Origin of the sequence: Glycomyces arizonensis DSM 44726, assembly GCF_000482705.1 — a bacterium.
Taxonomy (GTDB): domain Bacteria; phylum Actinomycetota; class Actinomycetes; order Mycobacteriales; family Micromonosporaceae; genus Glycomyces; species Glycomyces arizonensis.
Genome location: NZ_AXWO01000016.1, coordinates 98317 through 119720, shown reverse-complemented (window position 1 = coordinate 119720; position 21404 = coordinate 98317). Strand labels below are relative to the sequence as shown.

The window sequence follows — 21404 nt, the reverse complement described above, 5'->3', positions numbered from 1 at the left end:
TGGCTTTGGAGTCGCGAGTGCCGCCTGCCAAACTGAGGATGTATCGCAAGCCGGGAACGGGTTCGCTATCATCCAAGCCTCCCCGGCGACCGCAGCGCCGGGGCGCCGGCGAGGTGCACCAGCACCTCCCCTCCCGGTGCGCCCGCGGCAAGGCCGATCAACGGCTCGCGGGGCCACTGACCGGCACATCGAACACGTGGATGGTTGAGCATGAGCGACTATGAACGCCGCGACCAGTACCCCCCGGCCCGGCCCTCCGTCGGTTCGGCGAGCGTCGAGCCGCCGAGCGGCGGCGGGAACATGGGGCGGGCCTCGGTCGTCTCGGCGGTGCGCTCGCGCACTCCCGACAAGCCGCCCAAGAAGAAGAAGCGCATGTCGAGGCGCCGCCGCCGCGTCTATGCCGCGCTCATCCTGGTCGCGCTCATGATGCTCGGCTCGGGCACCGTCGTGGGCGCCGCGTTCTTCCAGAGCGTCCCGCTGCCCGAGGAGCTCGCCTTCGGCGAGTCCACGACCTTCACCTACGCCGACGGCGAGACCGCCATCGCCGGTTACGGCGAGTTCACGCGCAAGCTCGTCGACGACTACGACGACCTGCCCAGGAGCGTCATCTGGTCGCTGCTGGCGCTGGAGGACAAGAACTACTTCGAGCACGACGGCGTCGACTACAAGGGCACGCTGCGGGCACTGGTGAACAACGTCACCGGCGGCGACACCCAGGGCGCCTCGACCATCAGCCAGCAGTACGCGGGCATGGTCGCCAACATCCGCGACGACATCTCGTACGGCCGCAAGGCCCGCGAGGCCATCATGGCCATGAAGCTGGAGCAGGAGTACTCCAAGGAGGACATCCTCCTGCACTACCTGAACCTCAACTTCTACAACCGCGGCGCCTACGGCATCGCCGCCGCTTCCGAGGTCTGGTTCGGCAAGAAGCTCGAGGACCTGACCTGGGGTGAGGCGATGATGCTGGTCATGCAGGTCAAGGCCGGTGACGGCTCCTTCGACCCGCGCACGGTCGAGGAGGGCGACACCGGCCCGCTGGACCGCTGGACGCACGGCATGGAGTCCCTGCTCACCATCGAGGACCTCACCGAGGAGGAGCAGCAGCTCGTCCAGGAGCAGCTCGACGCGGGCATGCCCGAGACCAGGAAGCAGGTCGAGAACCCCGGCTCGTGGGGCCACGACACGCCGACGGGCTTCATCACCAACCCGACCGACGGCTACGTCTGGGCGGAGCTGGAGAGCCGCTACGGCCTGGACCAGAACGAGTTCTACGGCCACGACGAGGGCACCGGCGGCTACACGGTGGCGCTGACCATCGACCCGGAGATCCAGAAGGCGGCGGAGGACGCCGCCAGTCGCGGCGAGCTCAAGCGCGTGACCAACGAGGAGGGGCAGTACCTCGACGCGGACGGCAACGTCGTCGAGAACCCCGCCGCGGCGGACGAGTACGTGAACGAGGACGGCTACTTCGAGTTCGAGGACAGCAACGAGAACGCCGCGCTCTACGAGGACTACAACGCGTCCATGGCCAGCTCCGTGGTCGCCGTCGAGCCCGGCACGGGCCGCGTGCTCGGCTACTACGGCGGGGAGAACGGCCTCGGCGTCGACAAGGCCGGGATCGAGAGCCCGCACCCGCCGTCGTCGACGTTCAAGATGATCACCGCCGCCACGGCGATCAAGAACGGCGCCTCGATCGACTCGTGGTGGAACTCCGACTCGCCGCGCGAGTTCGACACGCTCGAGGGCATCGGCGACGGCGAGCTCAGGAACGGGCAGCACACCGAGAACACCGACCGGACCCTGACCGACTCGGTGCGCGACTCGCGCAACACGCCGATGTACGCGATCGCCGAGAAGTGGGGCGCCACCGCGATCCTGGAGACCGCGATCGACATGGGCGTCCGCTCGATGAGCCAGAACGAGGACGGCGAGCAGGTCACCTACAAGTTCTACAAGGAGGCCGACGGCACGATCACCTACTCGCGCCACGGCGTCATCCAGAACGAGGACGGCAGCTACGTCACCGACGAGAGCGGCAACCTCGACTACTTCGCCTCGCTCGACGGGTACAACGAGGACGGCACTCCGGTGCGCACGCCGCTGGACCTGAGCGTCGACAACGCCCCGTTCTACTACCACATCAGCTTCGGGCAGTTCCCGACCAGCGTGATGAACATGTCCACCGTGTACGCCACGATCGCCGCCGACGGGGTCTACAACGAGACGCACTTCGTCGAGGCGGTCTACGACAGCGACGGCAACGAGGTCCAGCCGATCCGCGACCTCGAGTCCGAGCAGGCGATCGACGTGAGCATCGCCCGCAACCTCCAGTGGGTGGGCTCGGTCATCGACGGCGAGGGCGAGCCGCTCGACCGGCCGTACACCGGCAAGACCGGCACGTGGGAGGCCGCCGACCAGTACCCGGACGGCTCCAACGCCCACACCTGGTACGTCGGCGCGATCCCGCAGCTGAGCATCGCCGCGTGGGTCGGCAACGCGACCGCCGAGTCCGCGCCGCTGCTGAACAAGGACGGCGGCACCGACGGCGTGTTCGGCGCGACGCTGAGCTACCCGGTGTGGATCCAGTTCATGAACGCGGCGATCGACGTCAAGGGGTACGAGGAGCAGGGCTGGACCGAGGCCCAGCACGTGGGCACGCCGATCGTCGACGACATCCTCAACGAAGACAACACGATCGACGCCGACAGCCCGTACTGCGCGCAGAACCCGACCGACACCAGATGCGGACAGCCCGATCACGGCAACGGCGGCCACGACGACTGCAGCCCGATCCAGGAGTGGCTGGGCCAGTGCACCAACGAGGAGAACGACGAGCACGGCAACGGCAACGGGCACGGCCACGACGACTGAGCCGTCGCGCGGGATTTAGGCGAATGCGAAGCCCTCGCCGCGGTAGGTGGGGACCTCGTCGACGATCCGGCCCTCGGCGACCAGTTGGAGGGTGTTGACCCGCTCGGCCAGTTCCCCGGCCTTGGCGTGGCGCATCCACACCCGGGCGCCGATGGGCAGGCCGTCGACGGTCTTGCCCCGCAAGGGCGTCTGGACCTCGCCGGCGCCCTCGGTCCTGGTGTAGGACAGGCCGGTCGGAAACGCCGGTTTCGGCAGGCGGTCCCAGCCGGGCACGCCCGAGGCGATCCAGCCGCCGCCGAGGGCGGTGACGACGCCCTTGCGGGGGCGGCGCACCACCGGCACGGCGAAGAACGCGGCCGGGAGCGGGCGGATCGACCGGTAGCCGTCGAACAGCGCCGGCGAGTACAGGCCCGATCCGGCGGCGACCTCGGTGACGGACGGGTCGGCGGCGGTCGAGGGCACCGAGCCGGTGCCGCCGCCGTTGACGAACTCGATGTCGGCGGCGCTCCTGACCGCGGCGACGGCCGCGGCGCGGCGCTCGGCGAGCTCGGCGCGTGAGACGCGCTGCATGAGCCGCACCAGCGGGTACTTGAGCCTGGCGCTGCCGGGGCCGTCCTGGACGCCCGCGATCTGCGACTCGTAGCCCATGAGGCCCACCAGTTGCACGCCGGGGCGCTTGTCGATCTCGTGGGCCATGTCCAGGGCCTGGTCGGGGGTGTGGACGGGCGAGCGGTGCGCGCCGATGTGGACTCGGCCGCCGAAGAGGTCGAGCGACATGTCCAGCTCCAGGCACAGCCGGAGCGGGCGACCGGGGCTGGGCTCCACGGCCCGCCGCAGGTAGTCGAGGTGCTCGACCGAGTCGACCATGAGCGTCACGCGCCGGGCCAGCTCGTCGCTGCCCGCCAGGTGGCGCAGGGCGTCGGCGTTCGCTGTCGGATAGGCGACCACCACGTCGTCGAACTCCTCGGCGAGCCACAGCGCCTCGGGCAGCGTGTAGGCCAGGACGCCCTTGAAGCCGGGCTGCGCGAGGGCCCGGCGCATCAGGGCCCGGCACCGCAGCGACTTGCTGACCAGGCGCAGCGGCTTGCCGATCGCGTTGCGTCGCAGGATGGCCGCGTTGGTGTCGAACGCGCCGAGCTCGACGGCGGCGAAGGGCGGCTGGAGGTTCGCCGTCGCGCGGTCGAGCTCGGCGAACACGTGCTCCCGCGCGCCGAGGTTCGGTACAGTCTCCAGACCCATGCGCCTTCCCTCCTGTTGGGTGTGAGGTTAGATGAAAGCTACCTTTAAGTAGACCGCATACAAACCGGAGACCCGATGTCTACCTCTCTCTGGCGGAACTGGTCCGGCACCGAAGCCGTCGAACCGGTCCGGACCGTGAAGCCCGGCAACGCGAACGAGATCGCGACGGCGGTGCGCGAGGCCGCCGCCGAAGGACTGCGCGTCAAGGCGGTGGGCGCGGGCCACTCCTTCAGCGGCATCGTCGCGCCCGACGGGGTCATGGTGGACATGAGCGCCATGGACGGCGTGGTGCGCGTCGACACCGGGACGAACCTGGTCACCGTCGAGGCGGGCATGCGGATATGGCAGCTCAACCAGGTCCTGGACGCGCACGGCCTGGCGCTGGAGAACATGGGCGACATCGACCGCCAGACGGTCTCGGGCGCGATCGCGACCGGCACGCACGGCACCGGCGACCGGTACCGGGGCATGGCGTGGCAGGTGAGCGCGCTCGCTCTGGTGATGGCCGACGGCAGCGAGGTGCGCTGCTCGGCCGAGGAGCGGCCCGAGCTGTTCGCCGCGGCCCAGATCGGCCTCGGCGCGCTCGGGATCGTCACGGAGGTGACGATCCAGTGCGTCCCGGCGTTCCAGCTCCAGGCGGTGGAGACGCCGATGCGCCTGGACGCGGTCCTCGCGGACCTGGACGAGCTGGTGGCCGAGAACGACCACTTCGAGTTCTACTGGTTCCCGCACACCGAGCGGACGCTGACCAAGCGGAACAACCGGTACTCCATGGAGGAGCGGAGGCGGCGCCCGACGCGCCTGGCGTACTGGTGGAACGAGGGCTTCACCGAGAACACCCTGTTCGAGGCGAGCAACCGGGTGGGGGCGCGGTTCCCGCAGACCGTGCCGAGCCTGAACCGGCTGGCCGGTCGCGTGTGGAGCGCCCGCAACTACACCGACGTGTCGCACAAGGTGTTCACCTCGCCCAGGAACGTCAAGTTCCGGGAGATGGAGTACGCGGTGCCGCGCGAGGTCCTGCCCGCGGTGCTGCGGGACCTCAAGGCGCTGGTGGACGAGCGGCACTTCAACGTCTCGTTCCCGGTGGAGGTGCGGTTCGCCGCGGCCGACGACGTGTGGCTGTCGACGGCGCACGGGCGCAAGACGGCGTATGTGGCGGTGCACCAGTACCACCGGCACGAGTACGAGGAGTACTTCAAGGCGGCCGCGGAGATCTTCAACGCCGTCGACGGGCGTCCCCATTGGGGCAAGCTGCACTGGCTGGACGCCAAGCGGCTCGGCGAGCGCTACGGGCGCTTCGACGACTTCCTGGCGGTGCGGGACGAAGTGGACCCCGAGCGGCGCTTCGCGAACGCGTACCTGGAGCGCGTGCTCGGCGCCTGAGCGGCGTGCTCCTGTCAGCACACGGGGTGGAGCGTCGTTCCGATGCTCCTGGCGGTGTTGTCCCATCCGAGCTGTCGGAAGTCCCCGTGGCTGAACCTGGCAGGAGCGCAGATATGGAATCCCATGCCGTGGTGGAGGCTGTACAGCCGGACGACGAAGTTGGAATTGTTCCGCATCGAACTGGCCCGGTCGACCGCCGACGCCGGGAAGTCGTGGACCTCGCCGTGACGGCGCGGAGCCCAGTCGATGATCTTCTCCCCGCTGAACCCCGGGTCGTCCCACAGGCAGACGTGGCCCCATGCGCAGTCGTCCCATGCCTCGCCGACACCTGCGGTGCTCGCGGACGCGGCGGTGGCGGTGAAGCCGGTGGCCATGAGCACGGCGGCGCCGACGGCGGCCGCTGCGGCCTTGAACTGTCCGATCATCGCTGTCTCCTGTGTTCGGTTCGCGGCATGCGGTGGTTCCTGAGCGCAACGTGGAGAATCGTAGATTCGCCGCGATGGGCCGGTCGCGGTTCACGTCGTTCAGCGCTGACGGATATCCGACTCGGCCGATTCACCGGATTCGCGGGACAGGCCGCGGGCGACGGGTGCCTTGCTTTGTCGGGCCCATGGGTTAGGTTGTGGCCGTGCCAGATGTGCAGTTTCTGAGGCTCGATGAGCTGAGCGAGGCCGAACTCTACGACGCGTACGCGCCTCCGGAGGAGGATTGGCTGCGCGTGAACTTCGTGACCAGCGCCGACGGCGCGGCCACTTTGGAGGGCCTGTCGGGCCCACTGTCCGGAGAGGCCGACAAGCGGGTCTTCAAGGTGCTGCGGGCCGGCTGCGACGTGCTGCTGGCCGGGTCCGGGACGGTGCTCGCCGAAGGATACGGACCGCTGACGCTGAGCCCCGAACGGGTGGCCTGGCGATCCGAGCGGGGGCTTCCCGAGGAGCCGGTGATGGCGGTGGCGTCGCGGTCGGCCCGGCTCGACCCCGAGTCGGGGCTGTTCGAGCAGGCGCCGCGCCGACCGATCGTGATCTGCGCGGCCGACGCCGCCGTGGGCCACATGGAGTCGCTGCGGGAGATCGCGGACGTCGTCGCGGTCGGCCACGGCGAGATCGACTACCGCGCCGCGCTCGGGGTCCTGCGCGAGCGGGGGCTGCGGCAGGTCCTGTGCGAGGGCGGGCCGCGGGTCTTCGGCGAGCTGATCGCCGCCGACCTGGTCGACGAGCTGTGTTTGACGGTGTCGCCGCTGCTGGTGGGCGCGGGCCCGATCCGGGCCGCCGAAGGGCGGGCGTCCGAGGCGGCCCGTCGGCTGCGGCTGCGACACGTCATCGAAGCCGAAGGCAACCTCATCTTGCGATACCTGAGAGGATGAGTCGCATGAGTGATTCGGTGGGCAGGGTGCTCGGCACCGAGGACGCCACGCCCCTCTCGTTCTGGGTCGGCGTCGGCCCGGAGGCGTACGCGCAGCTCGACGACGTGCTCACCACCGAGCGGGAGGTCCCCGGCGTGGGGACCGTCCGCATCTCCGGGGTGGTCACCGCGGTCCGCAGCCGACATGAAGGGGCGCAGTTCGACTCCGACGTGTTCGACATCGCCGGAGGGCTCCTGCCCGCGCAGGTGCAGGAGGCCGCCGAGGTCACGGTGACGCGAGTGGAGCCGGAGGTGTTCGTGCCGCCGACGCCGGGCGCCGCGGTCGAGCGCGCCACCGGCGAGGAGCGGGACCGGGCGCTGTACTTCGACGGCATGGAGCGCCAAGTGCCGCTGGGGTTCTCGCGGGACGGCCAGCCGGTGTTCCTCAACGCGGACTTCCTCGACGGCACCAGGGGCGCGCACGTGTCCATCTCGGGCATCTCGGGCGTGGCGACGAAGACGTCGTTCGCGACGTGGCTGCTGTACTCGCTGCTGCACTCGGGCGCGATCGGCGCCGAGGCCGCGAACACGAAGGCGCTGATCTTCAACGTCAAGGGCGAGGACCTGCTGCTGCTCGACCACGACAACACCAGGATCGACGACGAGATCCGCGAGACGTACCGGCGGCTGGGGATGGCGCCGGGCGCGTTCAAGTCCGTGGAGGTGCTCGCGCCGCCGCGGGAGGGCACGAACAACGGCGTCCCTGACGTGGCGTGCCGGTCCACCGGCGTCGACGCGTTCTACTGGACGCTCGCCGAGTTCTGCTCCGGCGGGCTGCTGCCGTTCGTGTTCGCCGACGCCGACGACGACCGCCAGCAGTACACGATGGTCGTGCACCAGGTGGCGGCGCGGCTGCGCAAGGAGGCCAGGCCGAAGGACAACGGCTCGGTCGCCCTCGACGGGCAGCTGCTGACGACGTACCGGGACCTGGTCGACATGATCTGCGAGCGGCTCTCGGACGACGCCACGCGCGTGGAGTGGGCCGGTTCGGCGATCGGCCTGGGCACCGTCAACGCGTTCATCCGGCGCCTCATCGCCTCCGGGCGGGACATCGGGCGGCTCATCCGCGGGGACCTGCCGCCGCGGGGCGGCGTGATCGCCTCCGAGGCGCAGGTGACCGTCGTGGACCTGCACAATCTGCCGGACCGGGCGCAGCGGTTCGTCGTCGGCGTGGTGCTGCGCGGCGAGTTCGAGCGCAAGGAGAAGGCCGGGACGGCCCGGCCGCTCCAGTTCGTGGTCCTCGACGAGCTCAACAAGTACGCGCCCAGGGAGGGCACGAGCCCGATCAAGGACATCCTGCTCGACATCGCCGAGCGCGGACGGTCGCTCGGGGTGATCCTCATCGGAGCGCAGCAGACCGCCAGCGAGGTCGAGCGGCGCATCGCCTCGAACTCGGCCGTGCGCGTCGTCGGGCGGCTGGACTCGGCCGAGGCGACTCGCCCGGAGTACGGCTTCCTCACGCAGGCGCAGCGGCAGCGGGTCTTGATGGCCAAGCCGGGCACCATGTTCGTCGGGCAGCCGGAGCTGCCGGTGCCGCTGGTGGTGAACTTCCCGTTCCCGGCGTGGGCCACCAGGCCCGCCGAGGCCGGTTCGGCCCCGGCGTCGTCGGCGCGGTCGGTGACGGCGAAGGTCGACCCGTTCGATCTCGCCACCGCCGGTGACGACGACGATGACGACATCCCGTTTTAGGAGCCCGCCTTGCGAATCCTGCACACCTCCGACTGGCACGTCGGCGTCACGCTGAAGGGCCGGGCGCGGCTGGACGAGCAGCGGGCCGTGTTCGGCCAGATCGTCGAGACGGCTCGCACCGAGCAGGTGGACCTGGTGATCGTGGCCGGGGACCTGTACGACACGGCCTCGCCTTCGAGCGCCGCGCAGAAGCTCTTGACGGCGACGCTGTCGGCGCTGCGCGGCACGGGCGCCGAGGTGGTGGCGATCGCCGGGAACCACGACAACGGACCGGCGCTGGAAGCGCTGCGCGCGTGGGCCGCCGCGGCCGGGATCCACCTGCGGGGCCGCATCGGCAAGGCCGCCGACCATCTCGTCACCGGCGAGACGGCGAGCGGGGAGCGGTGGCGGCTCGCGGCGCTGCCGTTCGTCAGCCAGCGGTACGCGGTCCGGGCGGCCGAGCTGTTCGAGCTGAGCACGGCGGACACCGAGTCGGCCTACGCCGATCACCTGCGGCGCATGGTGTCGGCGCTCTCGCAGGGCTTCAGCGGCGACGAGGTGGACCTGTTCTGCGGGCACCTGACGGTCGTGGGCGGCAGGGTCGGCGGGGGCGAGCGGGAGGTCCACACTGTCGCGGACTACGCGGTCCCTGCGGCGGTCTTCCCGGCCTCGACGAACTACGTCGCGCTCGGGCACCTGCACAAGGCGCAGAAGATCGAGGGGCCGTGCCCGATCCGGTACTCGGGCGGGCCGCTGGCGGTGGACTTCGGCGAGGAGGACCACGCGCCGAGCGTCACGATCGTCGACGTCACCGCGGACACTCCGGCGCGGGTGCGGGAGGTGCCGCTGACCGCGGCGGTGCCGCTCAAGACGCTGCGGGGCACGCTCGCGGAGCTGGGCAAGGCCGAAGTGGACGAGCGGGCGTGGCTGCGGGTGTTCGTCACCGAGCCGGCCAGGGCGGGGCTGCGCGGCGAGGTCGCCGACCTGTTCCCGCGTGCCGTGCAGATCCACATCGACCCGGTCATGCGCGCCGACGCGGCCGCGCCGCGGCAGCGGCGCTCGGGGCGCAGTCCCGGCGAGCTGTTCGGCGCCTACCTCGCCGAGAACGGGCACGACGACCCGGCGGTGGCGAAGCTGTTCGCCGAGCTGTACGAGGAGACGCAGACCGTCGCGGCAGAGGAGTCGTCATGAGGCCGATCCGGTTGGACATGCACGGCTTCGGTTCCTACACCGAGGCCTCGACGCTCGACTTCACCGATGTCGACTTCTTCGCGCTCACCGGGCCGACCGGCGCCGGGAAGTCCACGGTGCTCGACGCGATGTGCTTCGCGCTGTACGGGCGCACGCCGCGCTGGCGCAACAACACCACGCAGCACGCGATCGCGCCGTCGGCGGTGGAGGGCCGGGTGCGGCTGGTGTTCGCCGCCGCGGGCGTCCACTACGTGGCCACGAGGATCCTGCGCCGCGACAAGAACGGCAACGTCAAGACCACGATGGCCGCGCTGGAGCAGCTGCCCGAGGGGGTGAACCCGGCCGACGACACCGAGCTGGTCGAGGGCCTCGGCAGGGCGCTCGCCGGGAGTCCGTCGACGGTGAGCACCGCCGCCGAGCGAATCGTGGGGCTGCCGTTCGACCAGTTCACCAAGTGCGTGCTCTTGCCACAGGGCGAGTTCGCCGAGTTCCTCCACGCCACCGCCGCCGACCGGCGCAAGATTCTTGAGAACCTCCTGGGGCACAGCGCTTACCGGCGCGTCCAGCAGCTCGCGGGCGCCAGGCGCGACGCCGCCGCCACCGCGCAGCGGACCCTGGAGGCGCAGCTGCAGAAGGTCCCGCAGGTGTCCGACGAGGACATATCGGCGGCGGCGCTGCGGGTCGAGAAGCTCGAGAAGCTCACCGAGTCGGTGCGGGACAAGGCCGGTGCGCTCGACGGGCTCGACACGGCCGCCGAGGCCGCCCGCAGGCGTTCGAGCGAGGCCGAGGCGAACCTGGCGTCCCTGACGTACATCAAGCGGCCCGGCGGCGTCGACGACGTCGCCGCGCAGGTCGCCGACGCGGCCGAGCGCGTCAAGGCGAAGGCCGCCGAGGTCGAGGCGACCGAGGCCGAGGACGAACGGCTCCGCGCCGAACTCGACGGGCTCGATCTGGCGCTCATCGAACGCCAGCTCAAGGCGTGGGAGGAGCTCGGTGAGACCGAGACGAGCCTGAAGACCGGCCGCGAGCTGACCGAGGAGCTGCGCCACCAGTACGACGAGGCCAAGGAGCTCGAAGGGGCCGCCGCCGAGGAGGTCGAGATCCAGCACGCGGCCGTCCACAAGGCCCGCATGGCGGACCTGGCCGGGACGCTGCGGGCCGAACTGGTCGGCGGCGAGGACTGCCCGGTGTGCGACCGGCCCGTGGAGGCCGTCCCCGAGCGCGACCTCTCGGCGGCCTTGGAGGAGGCCCAGCAGGCGTCGCAGACGGCCACCGCCGAGTACAAGGACGCGCAGGCCGCGGTCGTGAACCTCCAGGCGCGCCTCGACAGCTACGAGGAGCGCCTGACCGAGCTCGACGTCAAGCGCCGCCGCCTGGAGAACAAGCTCAAGGACGTGCCCGAGGCCGGTGTGCTGCAAGGCCGCCGCGAAGCCGCCGCCGAGGCGAGGCAGCTGCTCGGCGGCACCGCCGCGGCGCTCAAGGCCGCGCGCCGGGCCCTGCGGGAGGCCGAGAAGCGCAAGGCGGGGGCCGAAGAGCAGCAGCAGCGGGCGTGGCGCGAGTTCGGGCACGCCCGGGACCAGGTGGCCGTCCTCGGGCCGCCCGCGGCGGGCACTGACTTGGCCGAGAGCTGGCAGCGGCTCGTCGACTGGGCGGCCGGGGCGCTCGAACGGGCCACCGCCGAACGCGGGGCCGCGCGCGAGGAGCTCGACTCGCTCGACGGGCGCGCCGCCACGCTCCGGGCCGAACTGCTCGGCGCGATGGCCGAGTTCGACGTCGCCGTCCCGCGCACGGGCACCGGCGGCGACTACGTGGCCGCGCACGCCGCGGCCGTCGAGTCGGCCCGAGCGGCCGCCGAGCGGCTGGCCGAGGCCCGCCGCCAGCGCGTCGAGCTCGACGCCGAGACGCGCCGCTACGCCCGCGAGACGGAGGTCGCCAAGGCGCTTGCGACGCATCTGGAGGCGCGCCGGTTCATGGAGTGGCTGCTGAGCGAGGCGCTCGACGAGCTCGTGACCGGGGCGACGGTGATGCTCAGCCGCATCACCGGCGGCCAGTACGACCTGATCTACCGCGACCAGGACTTCTGGGTGGTCGACCACCACGACGCAGACATGGCGCGCCCCGCGCGGAGCCTGTCGGGCGGCGAGACGTTCGCCGCGTCGCTGTCGCTGGCGCTCGCGCTGTCCGACCAGCTGGCGAGCCTCTCGCGCGACGGGGCGTGCCTGGAGTCGATCATCCTCGACGAGGGCTTCGGCACGCTCGACCCCGAGACGCTGGACGCGGTGGCCAGCACGCTGGAGGCGCTGACGGTCTCCAGCGAGCGCACGGTCGGCCTGGTCACGCACGTCGCCGACCTCGCCGAGCGCGTGCCGGTGCGGTTCCGGATCCTCAAGGACGCCAAGGGTTCACACGTCGAGAAGACCATGGAGTAGCCGTGCAGATCACCGTCGACGCGTGGGACCCGTCCTTCGCGGACAACGCCGAGTCGCCGTCCCGCTCGGACTCGGCCACGGTCAACGCCGAGGTCGAGATGCCGGTCAAGGGCTGGATGCCGGTCGACGCGCCGAGTTCGGGCCCGAGGCGGCTGCTGGTGGTCGACGGCGTCAGGCGCGTGGACGCGCGCGTGGAGCTGAGCGACGAGACCGGCCGCTGGCCGGGCGTGTGCGTCTCGTGGGCGGCCGGTGCGGTCGTGTGCGACCTCGACGGCGGGGCTTCGGCGGTCATCGAGTCGTCCGTCGAGCGCGGCCTGTTCGCCCCGCTGGACCCGGGCACCGACTTCGGGCAGTACCCGTACCGCAAGACCGACGCGGCCGACTCGGCGGAGCTGATCGCCGCGAGCCAGGTCGCGATGGCGGCGCTGGAGGCGAAGGTCGCCGCCGCCGTCGCCGCGGACGCCGAGCTGTCCGTGCTCGACGGGACGCTGCGCGGGCGGACCAGGCTCCCGAACGCGGTGGGCTACATCAAGAGCCACCACCGGTCGTATCTGCAGGGGCCGCTGAACGGCGTCGTCGAGCGGCTGCGGCCGGGGCAGCGCACGCCGGTGTTCTATCTGATGACGACGTGGCCGCGCTACTCGTGGTACCTGCGACTGCCGGGGGCCGGGTCGCGCGGCTGGGCGGGCGTGGCGCGGATCGAGGCGGCCGACGCGCTGAGTGAGGAGGCGGCGATCGCTCTCGCCGACGCGACCGCGGCGGCGCTGCCGCCGTTGGGGTCGGCCGCGCACAAGGACGCGCGGGCCCCGCAGAACCTCACGCCGATCGCGGGCCTGGAGCGGCGCCTCAAGCGCCGGCTCGGCGACGCGCGGCTGCTGCTGCGCTCGGTGCGGGCCTCGTCGGCGGCGCGGCTCTCGGACGCCCCGCTCTAGCGAAGCCGCCGCGGAACCGGCGGCGCATTGCGCCCGGGCCCGGCCGACCCTACACTGAGATTGTAGTGACGTTCGTCAATATTAATTGGCGGCGTCGGCCTCCCCGGCGGCAGCGGCGGTCGTTCCCGGCATCCGCGCGTTCCCGCCCCGAGCACAAGGGCACGACATGAAACAGCAACCACGCATGAGACGACCGTGGAAGATCGCGGTGACGGGCGCCTTCGCGGCCCTGGCGCTGGCCGTCTCGGCCGCCTCCACGGCCTACACCGCGCACGCCGACCACACCTCCCCCACCTGGACCTCCAGCGACCAGTGGGGCAACACCATGTTCGGCGACTACACGCTCTACAACAACATCTGGGGCTCCGGGGCCGGAACCCAGACGATCTCGGCGGTCGACCAGTCGCACTGGTGGGTCGACGCCGACCACCCGAACACCGGAGGCATCAAGAGCTACCCGAACGTCTCCTACACGCTCGGCGAGCAGGTCAGCCAGATGCCCGAAGTGGACAGCAGCGTCACCTTCGAGGCCCCGAGCGGCGGCAGCGGCGTCGCCTACAACGCCACCTACGACGTGTGGGGCAACGGTCACGAGCACGAGATCATGATCTGGCTGGCGAAGGTCGGCCCGGTGGGGCCGCTCGGCAGCTACGAGACGACCGTGACCGTCGGCGGCCACACGTGGGACTACTACCGGGGCAACAACGGCGCCAACGAGGTCTACAGCTTCGTCCGCAGCGGCAACACGACCTCGACCACGGTCGGCATCAGCGACATCGCCCAGTGGCTCTACGAGACCGGGCGCATGCCGGACGTGCGGATCGACCAGATCCAGTTCGGCTACGAGATCACCTCGTCCGCCGGAGGGAACCGGTTCAGCACCGAGAGCTACTCGCTCGACATCGGCGGCGGCAGCTCCGAGCCGACCGATCCGCCCGACGAGACCGAGGACCCCGACGACCCGACCGACCCGCCGTCCGGCTCGTGCCAGGCGAGCGTCGCGGTGGTCAACGACTGGGGCTCGGGCTGGCAGGGCTCGGTGACGATCCACGCCGACGACCAGGCCGTCGACGGCTGGGACCTGTCGTGGCAGTGGCCGAGCGGCCAGCAGCTCTCCAGTTCCTGGAACGTCGACATATCGCAGTCGGGCTCGACCGTCACGGCCTCCGACGTGGAATGGAACGCCCACGTCGACGCGGGCACGAGCAAGGAGGTGTTCGGCTTCATAGCCTCCGGCCCGGCGGCGTCGTTCGACGTCGGCTGCTAGTTCGCCCGCCGACGTAGGGTTGGGCGATGGCGACCGAGCTTTCACCCCAGGCCCTGGCGGGCGACGAAATCGATAGGGCAGTGCACGGTACGGCGGCGATCTCGAGGGAACTCGGGGCGCCGCCGGAGCGCGTGTGGGCCGCCTTCGCCGACCTGGAGGCGCGGGACCGCTGGTTCCGCATGCCCGGCTCGACCGGCCACGAGCTCGACTTCAGGCCGGGCGGCGGCGAGACCGCCAGCGGCGTCAGCGACGTCGCGGGGACCACCGAGCAGCTCGAATGGAGCTCCCGCATCTTCGACGTCGTCGAGCGGCGGCGCCTGGTGTTCGCCTACCGGTTCGCGATCAACGGCCTGACGCGCTACGTCTCGCTCGTGACCGTCGAGATGGAGCCCGCCGGTGAGGGGACGCGCCTGGACTACACCGAGCAGTACACGGTGACGGCGTTCACCGACGCCGACGGCAGCCAGGACGCGGCCCACCTCGACGGGAGTCTGCTGTTCCTGATGAACCGGCTGGAGGCGGCGCTTTAATACCAGCCGTTGGATTCGGAGTGCGACCACGCGCCGCACGGGCTGCCGTAGCGGCCCTCGATGTAGTCCAGGCCCCAGGAGATCTGGGTGGCCGGGTTGGTCTCCCAGTCGTCGCCGTTGGCGGCCATCTTGTCGCCGGGCAGGGCCTGGGGGATGCCGTAGGCGCCCGAGCCCTCGTTGTACGCCTGCTCGTTCCAGCCGGACTCGCGGTCCCACAGGGACTCCAGGCAGGCGAACTCGTCGAGGCCCCAGCCGGCGTCGAGGGTCATGGTGCAGCCGACGGCCTTGTTGCCGGAGTATTCGGAGCAGTCGGCGGCGATGTCGACCGACGGGCCTGAAGACGCTTCGGAGGTTTCCTCTTCGACCGGCTCGACCGGTTCCTCCTCCGGCATCTCGGCGGCCTCGGACTTCTCGACGTCCTTGGTGCCCTGGTTCTTGACCGGCAGGATGGTCTCCATGACGGGGACCTCCTGCCACTGCGGGTCGGCCGCGGCGGCCTCGGCGACGATGTCGGAGGCCAGACGCTCGGATTCGCTCCGGTCGTCGGTGTTGGTGATCGCCGCACCGGCCGTGGTCGCCGAGGTGAAGGCGACGACGGTGGCGGCGATGGACGCGAAGACGCGGTGTCTGAGGACATTGGGGAACCCTGGGGTGGGCGCCTCGTGTGCCGCGTGCTTCGCCTGGGTCAGCTTTTTGGGTTGAAGCACCCGCGTAAGGCTAGAGACCACCGATAACAGGGTCCTGCCTGCGAGTAATCACGCCAATACGGCACACTCGCGTTTGGGGACGAAACCATTGTTCGACCGTTTTGACCGATACCTACGCTATCGCGCGCAAGGCTCCCGGCGACCGAACGACAGCGCATCTGGTTCGTCCATTCGGCCCATTGACACTCCGCAAGCTGGCAGAACTTCGACCACCAAGGTCTACAGAGGGCAATATCACAGGTTGGTGACAGTCGTTTCATGCCGTCACGCTAAGCGATAAGGACGTAGCCGACCGGAATTTCCTCCGAAACGTGAGGATCTCAGTCCTGAGTCGGTATCGTGGGCGATTCGCCGCTCGGCGTCTCCACCGGCGTCGTGGAGGACTCTCCACTGGGCGACGGCGACGAGGTCGCCGCGCCTTCGGGCTCAGGCAGCATGGTCGAGTCGTCGTCGGGCATGCACAGCGGGTACAGGTAGCCGTAGCGAGAGTCGTATCCGTAGGGCGGCGAGCCCTGGCCGGGCAGATCGGTCTCCTCCGCGAACGGGCTCGTCCCTTCGTATTCGCAGGACGAGGGGTCGCCGATCATGAGCGGTTCCCCATCCTCGTCGAACAGGTAGATGTCGGTCAGGAGTTCGCCGTCCTCGGTGTACGCGTAGATGTCCTGTGCGTGATCGAAGTCGGTGGTCGTGGACTGTGTCATGGTGATAGGCGTGTCGAACAGGGCATCGTCGATGAACGACGAAGCGAAGGTCGCCCAGCCCCCGTAGAGGAGGTAGAGCCCGGCGACCGTCACGAGCACTCGATACTTGCGACTCCAGTTCTGCGACCGCACGCCGAGCCGCAGCGACAGCCAGACGAACAGCAGCACGGCCCCGATCAGAGAAGCCGCGATGAACAATTCGGTCCGAATGACCGGATAGGTCACGGCAGCGCCCGTCCCGAACATGAGATACCAGGTCAGCATCGCGGCGATGAGGCCGCGAAGCACCCACCACGCAGGCTTGAGCGCCTTGCGAAGATCGTCGAAATCACCGAGTCCCGCTCCCCTTGCGAACCGGTTGGACGCGCTCTTCAGCCTGTCTGTCACCGGAACGAGGACGGCCCGGCGGAACCGCTCCGCCACGCCGCCCTTCGGCACCTCGACGGTCTCGCGCAGTTCCCTGGCGTAAGCCTCGGGACTCCCCAGCAGGTGCGACAGCGGCACGCCGGGTTCCAAGTCCGCGGAGACCTCGGCCAGGTGCTCTTCCAAGCCGTTGAGGAGGTCCTCGCGGATGGGCGCGGGCAGGTCTGCCAGGTGGCGCTCGACCGCGAGGCGGTAGTCCATGATGTCCGTGTTCGTTTGAGGAGTGTCGGTCATGATTGCCCCTTCTCGGCTGTGCCGTTCACGGTGTCGAACAAGGCCCGCATCTTGGCGCTGACGTCCTCCCAGGCGTCGCGCATCTGGTGCAGGTACTTCCTGCCGGGCTCGGTCAGCGCGTAGTACTTGCGGTGCGGCCCCGACTCGCTGGGCTGGACGTACGTGGACAGGTACCCGGCCCGGTAGAGCCGGCGCAGCGTGCCGTAGACCGAGGCGTCGCCGAGCTCGTCGAATCCCGCCGCCCGCAACCGATGCAGGATCTCGTAGCCGTAGCCGTCCTCGGTCTCCAAGACCCGCAGGACGATGATGTCCAGCAGCCCCTTGAGCAGTTGCGATCTATCCACGCTTAACACGGTACCATGCATTGCACAGTAGCGGTGTCGTGCGTGTGCGGCCTTCGGAAACGACGAAACCGGCCCCGCCTCGGCGGGACCGGTTCTCGGGCCTGGTGTTACAGAGCCCCGGTGTTACAGAGGCCTGGTGCTACAGCGTCGCTCTGGCGGCGCGGAGCCTCGCCAGGCTCACTTCCTTGCCCAGCAGCTCCATCGACTCGTACAGCGGCGGTGAGACCGTCTTGCCGCTGATCGCCACCCGCACCGGGCCGAACGCCTTGCGCGGCTTGAGGCCCATGCCGTCGACGAGCGCGGCCTTCAACGCCTCCTCGATCGCGCCGGTGGTCCACTCGGCCCCTTCGAGCGCGGCGATCGAGGCGTCGAGGACCTGAGCGGCGTCGTCCTTGAAGGTCTTCTTCGCGCTGGTCTCGTCGAGCTCGACCTCGGTGCCGCAGAACAGGAACCGCAGCATCTCGGCGGCCTGCGCGAGCGTCGTGCACCGCTCCTGCACGAGCGGGACGGCCACGTCGAGGACGTGCCGCTCCGCTTCGTTCGGCTCGCCGTCGAGCAGTTCGCGCCTCTGGAGCTCGGGGACGAGCAGCTCGGTCAGCTCATCGGCCGGGACCATGCGGAAGTGCGAGGCGCAGATCGCGTCGAACTTCTTCTCGTCGAACCTCGCCGGGTTGGACTTCACGTCGTGCAGGTCGAACGCCTCAAGGAACTCGGCGACGGTGAACACGTCCCGGTCGGCGGCGATCGACCAGCCGAGCGTCGCCACGTAGTTGAGCACGCCTTCGGGCAGGTAGCCCTCCAGCTTGTACTTCAGCAGGTCCGAGCGCGGGTCGCGCTTGGACATCTTCTTGCCGCGCTCGTCGACGATGAGCGGCAGGTGCGCGTACTCGGGCACCTCCTCGGCCAGGCCGAGCTCGATGAGCGCGCGCCACATGACGATCTGGCGGGGCGTGGAGGACATCAGGTCCTCGCCGCGGGTGACCATGTTGACCTTCATGAGCGCGTCGTCGACCGGGTTGGTCAGCGTGTACAGCGGCGAGCCGTCGGCGCGGGCGATGACGTAGTCGGGCACGGTTCCGGCGGGCGTGGTGACCTCGCCGCGGACGGCGTCGACGAAGGTGATGTCCGCATCGGGCATCCGCATCCGGTACACCGGCCTGCGCCCTTCGTCGCGGAACGCCTGCTTCTGGGCTTCGGTGAGGTCCCGGTCGAAGTTGTCGTAGCCGAGCTTCGGGTCGCGCCCGGCGGCCTTGTGGCGGGCCTCGACCTCCTCGTTGGTGGAGAACGCCTCGTAGGCGTAGCCGCCCTCGACCAGGCGCTTGACGACGTCGGCGTAGATGTCCGAGCGCTGCGACTGGCGGTAGGGCGCGTGCGGCCCGCCGATGTCGGGGCCCTCGTCCCAGCCCATGCCGAGCCACGAGAGCGCCTCGACGAGCTGGTTGTAGGAGTCCTCGGTGTCGCGGGCGGCGTCGGTGTCCTCGATGCGGAAGACGAACTCGCCGCCCTTGGCGCGGGCGTAGCCCCACGAGAACAGGCAGGTGCGCACGAGTCCGACGTGCGGCAGGCCGGTGGGGCTGGGGCAGAAGCGGGTGCGGACGTTACTCACTGGGGACCACCTGGTTGGTCAGCGTGCCGATGCCGGCGACGGAGACGGCGACGGCGTCGCCGCCTTCGAGCGGCCCCACTCCGGCGGGCGTGCCGGTGAGGACGACGTCGCCGGGCAGCAGCGTCATGATCTGGGAGATGTAGGAGACGAGCGTGGCCGGGTCGAAGACCATGTCCTTGGTCGATCCGAGCTGGCGGACCTCGCCGTTCACCTCGCAGCGGACCTCGGCGCCGGAGACGTCGGCGTCGGTCTCGATCCAGGGCCCGATCGGGCAGAACGAGTCGAAGCCCTTCGCGCGGGTGAACTGGACGTCCCTCCGCTGGAGATCGCGGGCGGTGACGTCGTTGGCGCAGGTGTAGCCGAAGATCGAGGCGGCGGCGGTCTCCCTGTCGACGCCGCGGGCGCCGGGCAGGCCGATGACGACGGCCAGTTCGGCCTCGTGCTCGACCTGGTCGGACACGGCCGGGAGCCGTATGGCCTCGCCGGGGCCGATGACGGACGTGGACGGCTTGATGAAGATGAGCGGCTCGGCGGGGACCTCGTTGCCGAGCTCGGCGGCGTGGTCGGCGAAGTTGCGGCCCACGCACACGACCTTGGACGGCAGGATCGGGGCGAGCAGCCGCACGTCCTCGAGCGCCCACCGCTGCCCGGTCATCTTGAGTTGGGCGAACGGGTGGCCCTCGATCTCTGCGGCGGTCGCGCCGGGGCCCTCCCCTTCGAGTACCGCGAATGACATGCCGGTGGGGTGAGCGATCCGTGCGATGCGCACACTGCGCCCCTCTCTAAGACTCGGTCGAAGCTGTCGACCTCAGCTTAGTTCGGCGCGCTCGGGCGGTGAAGCGACTATGCGGTGAACCAGAACAGGCCCACAATGGCGGCGGTGCCGATCAGGGCGCCGACGACGAGGCCCATGCCGAGCCGGCGCAGGCGCGCCGACAGGCCGATGGCGAAGCCGAGCGCGCAGGTCAGCGGGGTGGCGATGAGGCAGGAGAGCGTGGTGGAGCCGAGCCGGGCGGCGGCGGAGGCGCCGATGCTGTCGACCAGGACGAAGCCGAGCGCCAGCGCGAGCAGGACGTGGATCACGAGGCCGAGGAACAGGCCCGAGACGAATCGGCGCCGTGAGTACACCGCCGAGTTCGCGGCGTAGGCCGCGGCACGGGCGCGATCGGTCTTGTAGGAAGTCACGCCGTCAACTCTAGTACGAAGCGGCCATAACGGCGGTGCGCGCACTGGCGGCGGACTCGCCGCGTCGAATGCGGCCCGCGCGCCAGTCCTCATGGGAGACTGCCGTGGTGCGCCGATTGATCACACTCTCTGCCCTGCTCTGCCTGGTGATAGCCTCCCAGTTCCCCGCCGGTGCCATCGGATCCGACCTGCCCGTGGCCAGCGCCTCGTTCAACGACGACATCCACAAGGTCGCCTACGACGGCGACGTGGTGTACGCGGGCGGCGCGTTCACGCGCGCCATCGACGTCGACGGCACGGCTTCGCGGCGCTACTACCTGGCGGCGGTCGACTCCTCCAGCGGCGAGCTGCTGCCGTTCGCGCCGGTGCTGGACGGGGTGGTGAACGAGGTGGTCACCACCTCCGAGTACCTGTACGCGGCTGGGGGCTTCCGGCACGTCGACGGCGTGTCCATGCCGCGCGTGGCCCGCTTCGACCTGGGCACCGGGGAGCTGGACGAGAGCTGGCGGCCGCGGCCGTCGGCGCGGGTGTTCGCCGTGGAGCCGCTCGGCGACCGGGTCTATCTGGGCGGCCAGTTCACGTCGGTCGGCGGCCTCGCGCAGCGGTATCTGGCCGCGGTGAGCGCCGAGGACGGCGCGGTGGTCGACTCGTTCACGCCGCGGTTGGCGGACGGCTCGGTGCGCGACCTCGAAGCCGGCCAGGGGCGGCTGTACGTCTCCGGCGGGTTCAGCGACGTCGAGGGCGAGGAGCAGTTCGCGCACCTCGCGGCGCTCGATCCGTCCACCGGGCGGGTCGACCGGACCTTCCAGGCGGACGTGTACGTCCTGACCCGGCAGGTCGTGGTCGACGGCGACCGGGTGTACGCGGCGCTGGACGGGCGCGGCGGCGAGGTGCGCGCGTTCGACATGACCGGCCGGGCCCTGTGGTACCAGGCCGTGGACGGCGGGATGCAGACCGTGGCGGTGTGGGGCGACGCGATCATCGCGGGCGGGCACTTCGACAAGGCCTGCGTCACGGACAACGCCGGTCCGCACGGCGAATGCGTCGACGGGGTCAAGGCCGAGCGCGGCAAGCTCCTGGCCGTGGACGAGAGCGGGGCGCTCCTGTCGTGGAACCCGAACGCGAACGGCGTCATCGGCGTGTGGGACCTCGAGCCGCATCCGGGCGGCGCGAGCCTGGCGGCGGGCGGGTCGTTCACGATGTTCGGCGGCGGCGTGATGCAGCAGAAGCGACTGGCGGTCTTCGAGTAGACGCAAGCGGACGGCCCCGGCGCGAGTGCGCCGGGGCCGTCCG

At 70.4% G+C, this 21404-nt stretch carries 18 protein-coding genes; 10 read left to right on the top strand and 8 right to left on the bottom strand.

Features of this window, described 5'->3' with window-relative positions; genetic code table 11:
* Positions 1-210 precede the first annotated feature (210 nt).
* On the top strand, positions 211-2874 hold the full coding sequence (locus H613_RS0112960; RefSeq protein WP_026924129.1) for a transglycosylase domain-containing protein: 2664 nt from the start codon (positions 211-213) through the stop codon (positions 2872-2874).
* Between the two features lie 15 nt (positions 2875-2889).
* On the opposite strand, the gene H613_RS0112955 is transcribed toward H613_RS0112960, so the two are convergent.
* Positions 2890-4113, bottom strand: coding sequence for an alanine racemase (locus tag H613_RS0112955; protein ID WP_026924128.1), 1224 nt, complete (start codon positions 4111-4113; stop codon positions 2890-2892).
* Positions 4114-4188: 75 nt separating this feature from the next.
* Here H613_RS0112955 and H613_RS0112950 point away from each other — a divergent pair, with 75 nt between their 5' ends.
* Positions 4189-5496 carry a D-arabinono-1,4-lactone oxidase gene (locus tag H613_RS0112950; RefSeq protein ID WP_026924127.1) on the top strand — a complete coding sequence of 436 codons (1308 nt, stop codon included), beginning with the start codon at positions 4189-4191 and terminating at the stop codon, positions 5494-5496.
* A gap of 14 nt (positions 5497-5510) precedes the next feature.
* Here the strand turns inward: H613_RS0112950 and H613_RS0112945 are convergent, their stop codons facing one another.
* Complete coding sequence (locus H613_RS0112945; protein ID WP_026924126.1) at positions 5511-5921, bottom strand: peptidase inhibitor family I36 protein; 411 nt, start codon at positions 5919-5921, stop codon at positions 5511-5513.
* A 203-nt stretch (positions 5922-6124) separates the two neighbouring features.
* Here H613_RS0112945 and H613_RS26360 point away from each other — a divergent pair, with 203 nt between their 5' ends.
* From H613_RS26360 to H613_RS0112910, 7 genes are all read left to right on the top strand, one after another.
* On the top strand, positions 6125-6856 hold the full coding sequence (locus tag H613_RS26360) for a pyrimidine reductase family protein (protein ID WP_035738017.1): 732 nt from the start codon (positions 6125-6127) through the stop codon (positions 6854-6856).
* Positions 6853-8583: an ATP-binding protein gene (locus tag H613_RS0112935; RefSeq protein ID WP_035737965.1), complete on the top strand. Its 1731-nt coding sequence runs from the start codon at positions 6853-6855 to the stop codon at positions 8581-8583. Before H613_RS26360 ends, H613_RS0112935 begins: the two co-directional genes overlap by 4 nt.
* A 9-nt stretch (positions 8584-8592) precedes the next feature.
* Positions 8593-9753 carry an exonuclease SbcCD subunit D gene (locus H613_RS0112930; RefSeq protein ID WP_026924124.1) on the top strand — a complete coding sequence of 387 codons (1161 nt, stop codon included), beginning with the start codon at positions 8593-8595 and terminating at the stop codon, positions 9751-9753.
* Positions 9750-12182: an AAA family ATPase gene (locus H613_RS0112925; protein WP_026924123.1), complete on the top strand. Its 2433-nt coding sequence runs from the start codon at positions 9750-9752 to the stop codon at positions 12180-12182. The genes H613_RS0112930 and H613_RS0112925 overlap by 4 nt, the downstream gene beginning before the upstream one ends.
* 2 nt (positions 12183-12184) lie before the next feature.
* A complete protein-coding gene (locus tag H613_RS0112920; RefSeq protein WP_035737963.1) occupies positions 12185-13114 on the top strand; it encodes a hypothetical protein in 930 nt (309 codons plus the stop codon).
* 184 nt (positions 13115-13298) lie between these two features.
* Positions 13299-14381 carry a GH12 family glycosyl hydrolase domain-containing protein gene (locus H613_RS26355; protein WP_084546586.1) on the top strand — a complete coding sequence of 361 codons (1083 nt, stop codon included), beginning with the start codon at positions 13299-13301 and terminating at the stop codon, positions 14379-14381.
* A gap of 26 nt (positions 14382-14407) precedes the next feature.
* Positions 14408-14911, top strand: coding sequence for an SRPBCC domain-containing protein (locus H613_RS0112910; RefSeq protein ID WP_084546585.1), 504 nt, complete (start codon positions 14408-14410; stop codon positions 14909-14911).
* Here H613_RS0112910 and H613_RS31715 read toward each other — a convergent pair.
* The 6 genes from H613_RS31715 to H613_RS0112880 form a co-directional block, all read right to left on the bottom strand.
* Entirely contained in the window at positions 14908-15618 is a 711-nt protein-coding gene (locus H613_RS31715; RefSeq protein WP_051393310.1) for an aggregation-promoting factor C-terminal-like domain-containing protein, read from the bottom strand. The two genes, H613_RS0112910 and H613_RS31715, sit on opposite strands and share 4 nt — an antisense overlap.
* 320 nt (positions 15619-15938) lie before the next feature.
* Complete coding sequence (locus H613_RS0112900; protein ID WP_156926006.1) at positions 15939-16976, bottom strand: DUF1700 domain-containing protein; 1038 nt, start codon at positions 16974-16976, stop codon at positions 15939-15941.
* Complete coding sequence (locus tag H613_RS26345; RefSeq protein WP_439330247.1) at positions 16973-17341, bottom strand: PadR family transcriptional regulator; 369 nt, start codon at positions 17339-17341, stop codon at positions 16973-16975. The genes H613_RS0112900 and H613_RS26345 overlap by 4 nt, the downstream gene beginning before the upstream one ends.
* A gap of 118 nt (positions 17342-17459) precedes the next feature.
* Positions 17460-18926, bottom strand: a complete 1467-nt coding sequence (gene gltX / locus H613_RS0112890) for a glutamate--tRNA ligase (RefSeq protein ID WP_026924119.1) — start codon at positions 18924-18926, stop codon at positions 17460-17462.
* The gene (locus tag H613_RS0112885) at positions 18919-19695 is read right to left on the bottom strand and encodes a fumarylacetoacetate hydrolase family protein (protein WP_084546584.1); all 777 of its coding nucleotides are present in this window, start codon (positions 19693-19695) and stop codon (positions 18919-18921) included. The genes gltX and H613_RS0112885 overlap by 8 nt, the downstream gene beginning before the upstream one ends.
* A gap of 74 nt (positions 19696-19769) precedes the next feature.
* Entirely contained in the window at positions 19770-20111 is a 342-nt protein-coding gene (locus H613_RS0112880) for a hypothetical protein (protein ID WP_026924117.1), read from the bottom strand.
* Between the two features lie 116 nt (positions 20112-20227).
* On the opposite strand from H613_RS0112880, the gene H613_RS0112875 reads away from it, so the two are divergent.
* The gene (locus H613_RS0112875) at positions 20228-21361 is read left to right on the top strand and encodes a PQQ-binding-like beta-propeller repeat protein (RefSeq protein WP_169731992.1); all 1134 of its coding nucleotides are present in this window, start codon (positions 20228-20230) and stop codon (positions 21359-21361) included.
* Positions 21362-21404 lie beyond the last annotated feature (43 nt).

Excerpts from the sequence above, each read along its gene's own strand:
- H613_RS0112950 (WP_026924127.1), top strand. The coding sequence starts at position 4,189 with ATGTCTACCTCTCTCTGGCGGAACTGGTCCGGCACCGAAGCCGTCGAA.
- H613_RS0112925 (WP_026924123.1), top strand. The coding sequence starts at position 9,750 with ATGAGGCCGATCCGGTTGGACATGCACGGCTTCGGTTCCTACACCGAG.
- H613_RS26345 (WP_439330247.1), bottom strand. The coding sequence starts at position 17,341 with ATGCATGGTACCGTGTTAAGCGTGGATAGATCGCAACTGCTCAAGGGG.
- H613_RS0112955 (WP_026924128.1), bottom strand. The coding sequence starts at position 4,113 with ATGGGTCTGGAGACTGTACCGAACCTCGGCGCGCGGGAGCACGTGTTC.
- H613_RS0112900 (WP_156926006.1), bottom strand. The coding sequence starts at position 16,976 with ATGACCGACACTCCTCAAACGAACACGGACATCATGGACTACCGCCTC.
- H613_RS0112945 (WP_026924126.1), bottom strand. The coding sequence starts at position 5,921 with ATGATCGGACAGTTCAAGGCCGCAGCGGCCGCCGTCGGCGCCGCCGTG.
- H613_RS0112910 (WP_084546585.1), top strand. The coding sequence starts at position 14,408 with ATGGCGACCGAGCTTTCACCCCAGGCCCTGGCGGGCGACGAAATCGAT.
- H613_RS0112960 (WP_026924129.1), top strand. The coding sequence starts at position 211 with ATGAGCGACTATGAACGCCGCGACCAGTACCCCCCGGCCCGGCCCTCC.
- H613_RS26355 (WP_084546586.1), top strand. The coding sequence starts at position 13,299 with ATGAGACGACCGTGGAAGATCGCGGTGACGGGCGCCTTCGCGGCCCTG.
- H613_RS0112935 (WP_035737965.1), top strand. The coding sequence starts at position 6,853 with ATGAGTCGCATGAGTGATTCGGTGGGCAGGGTGCTCGGCACCGAGGAC.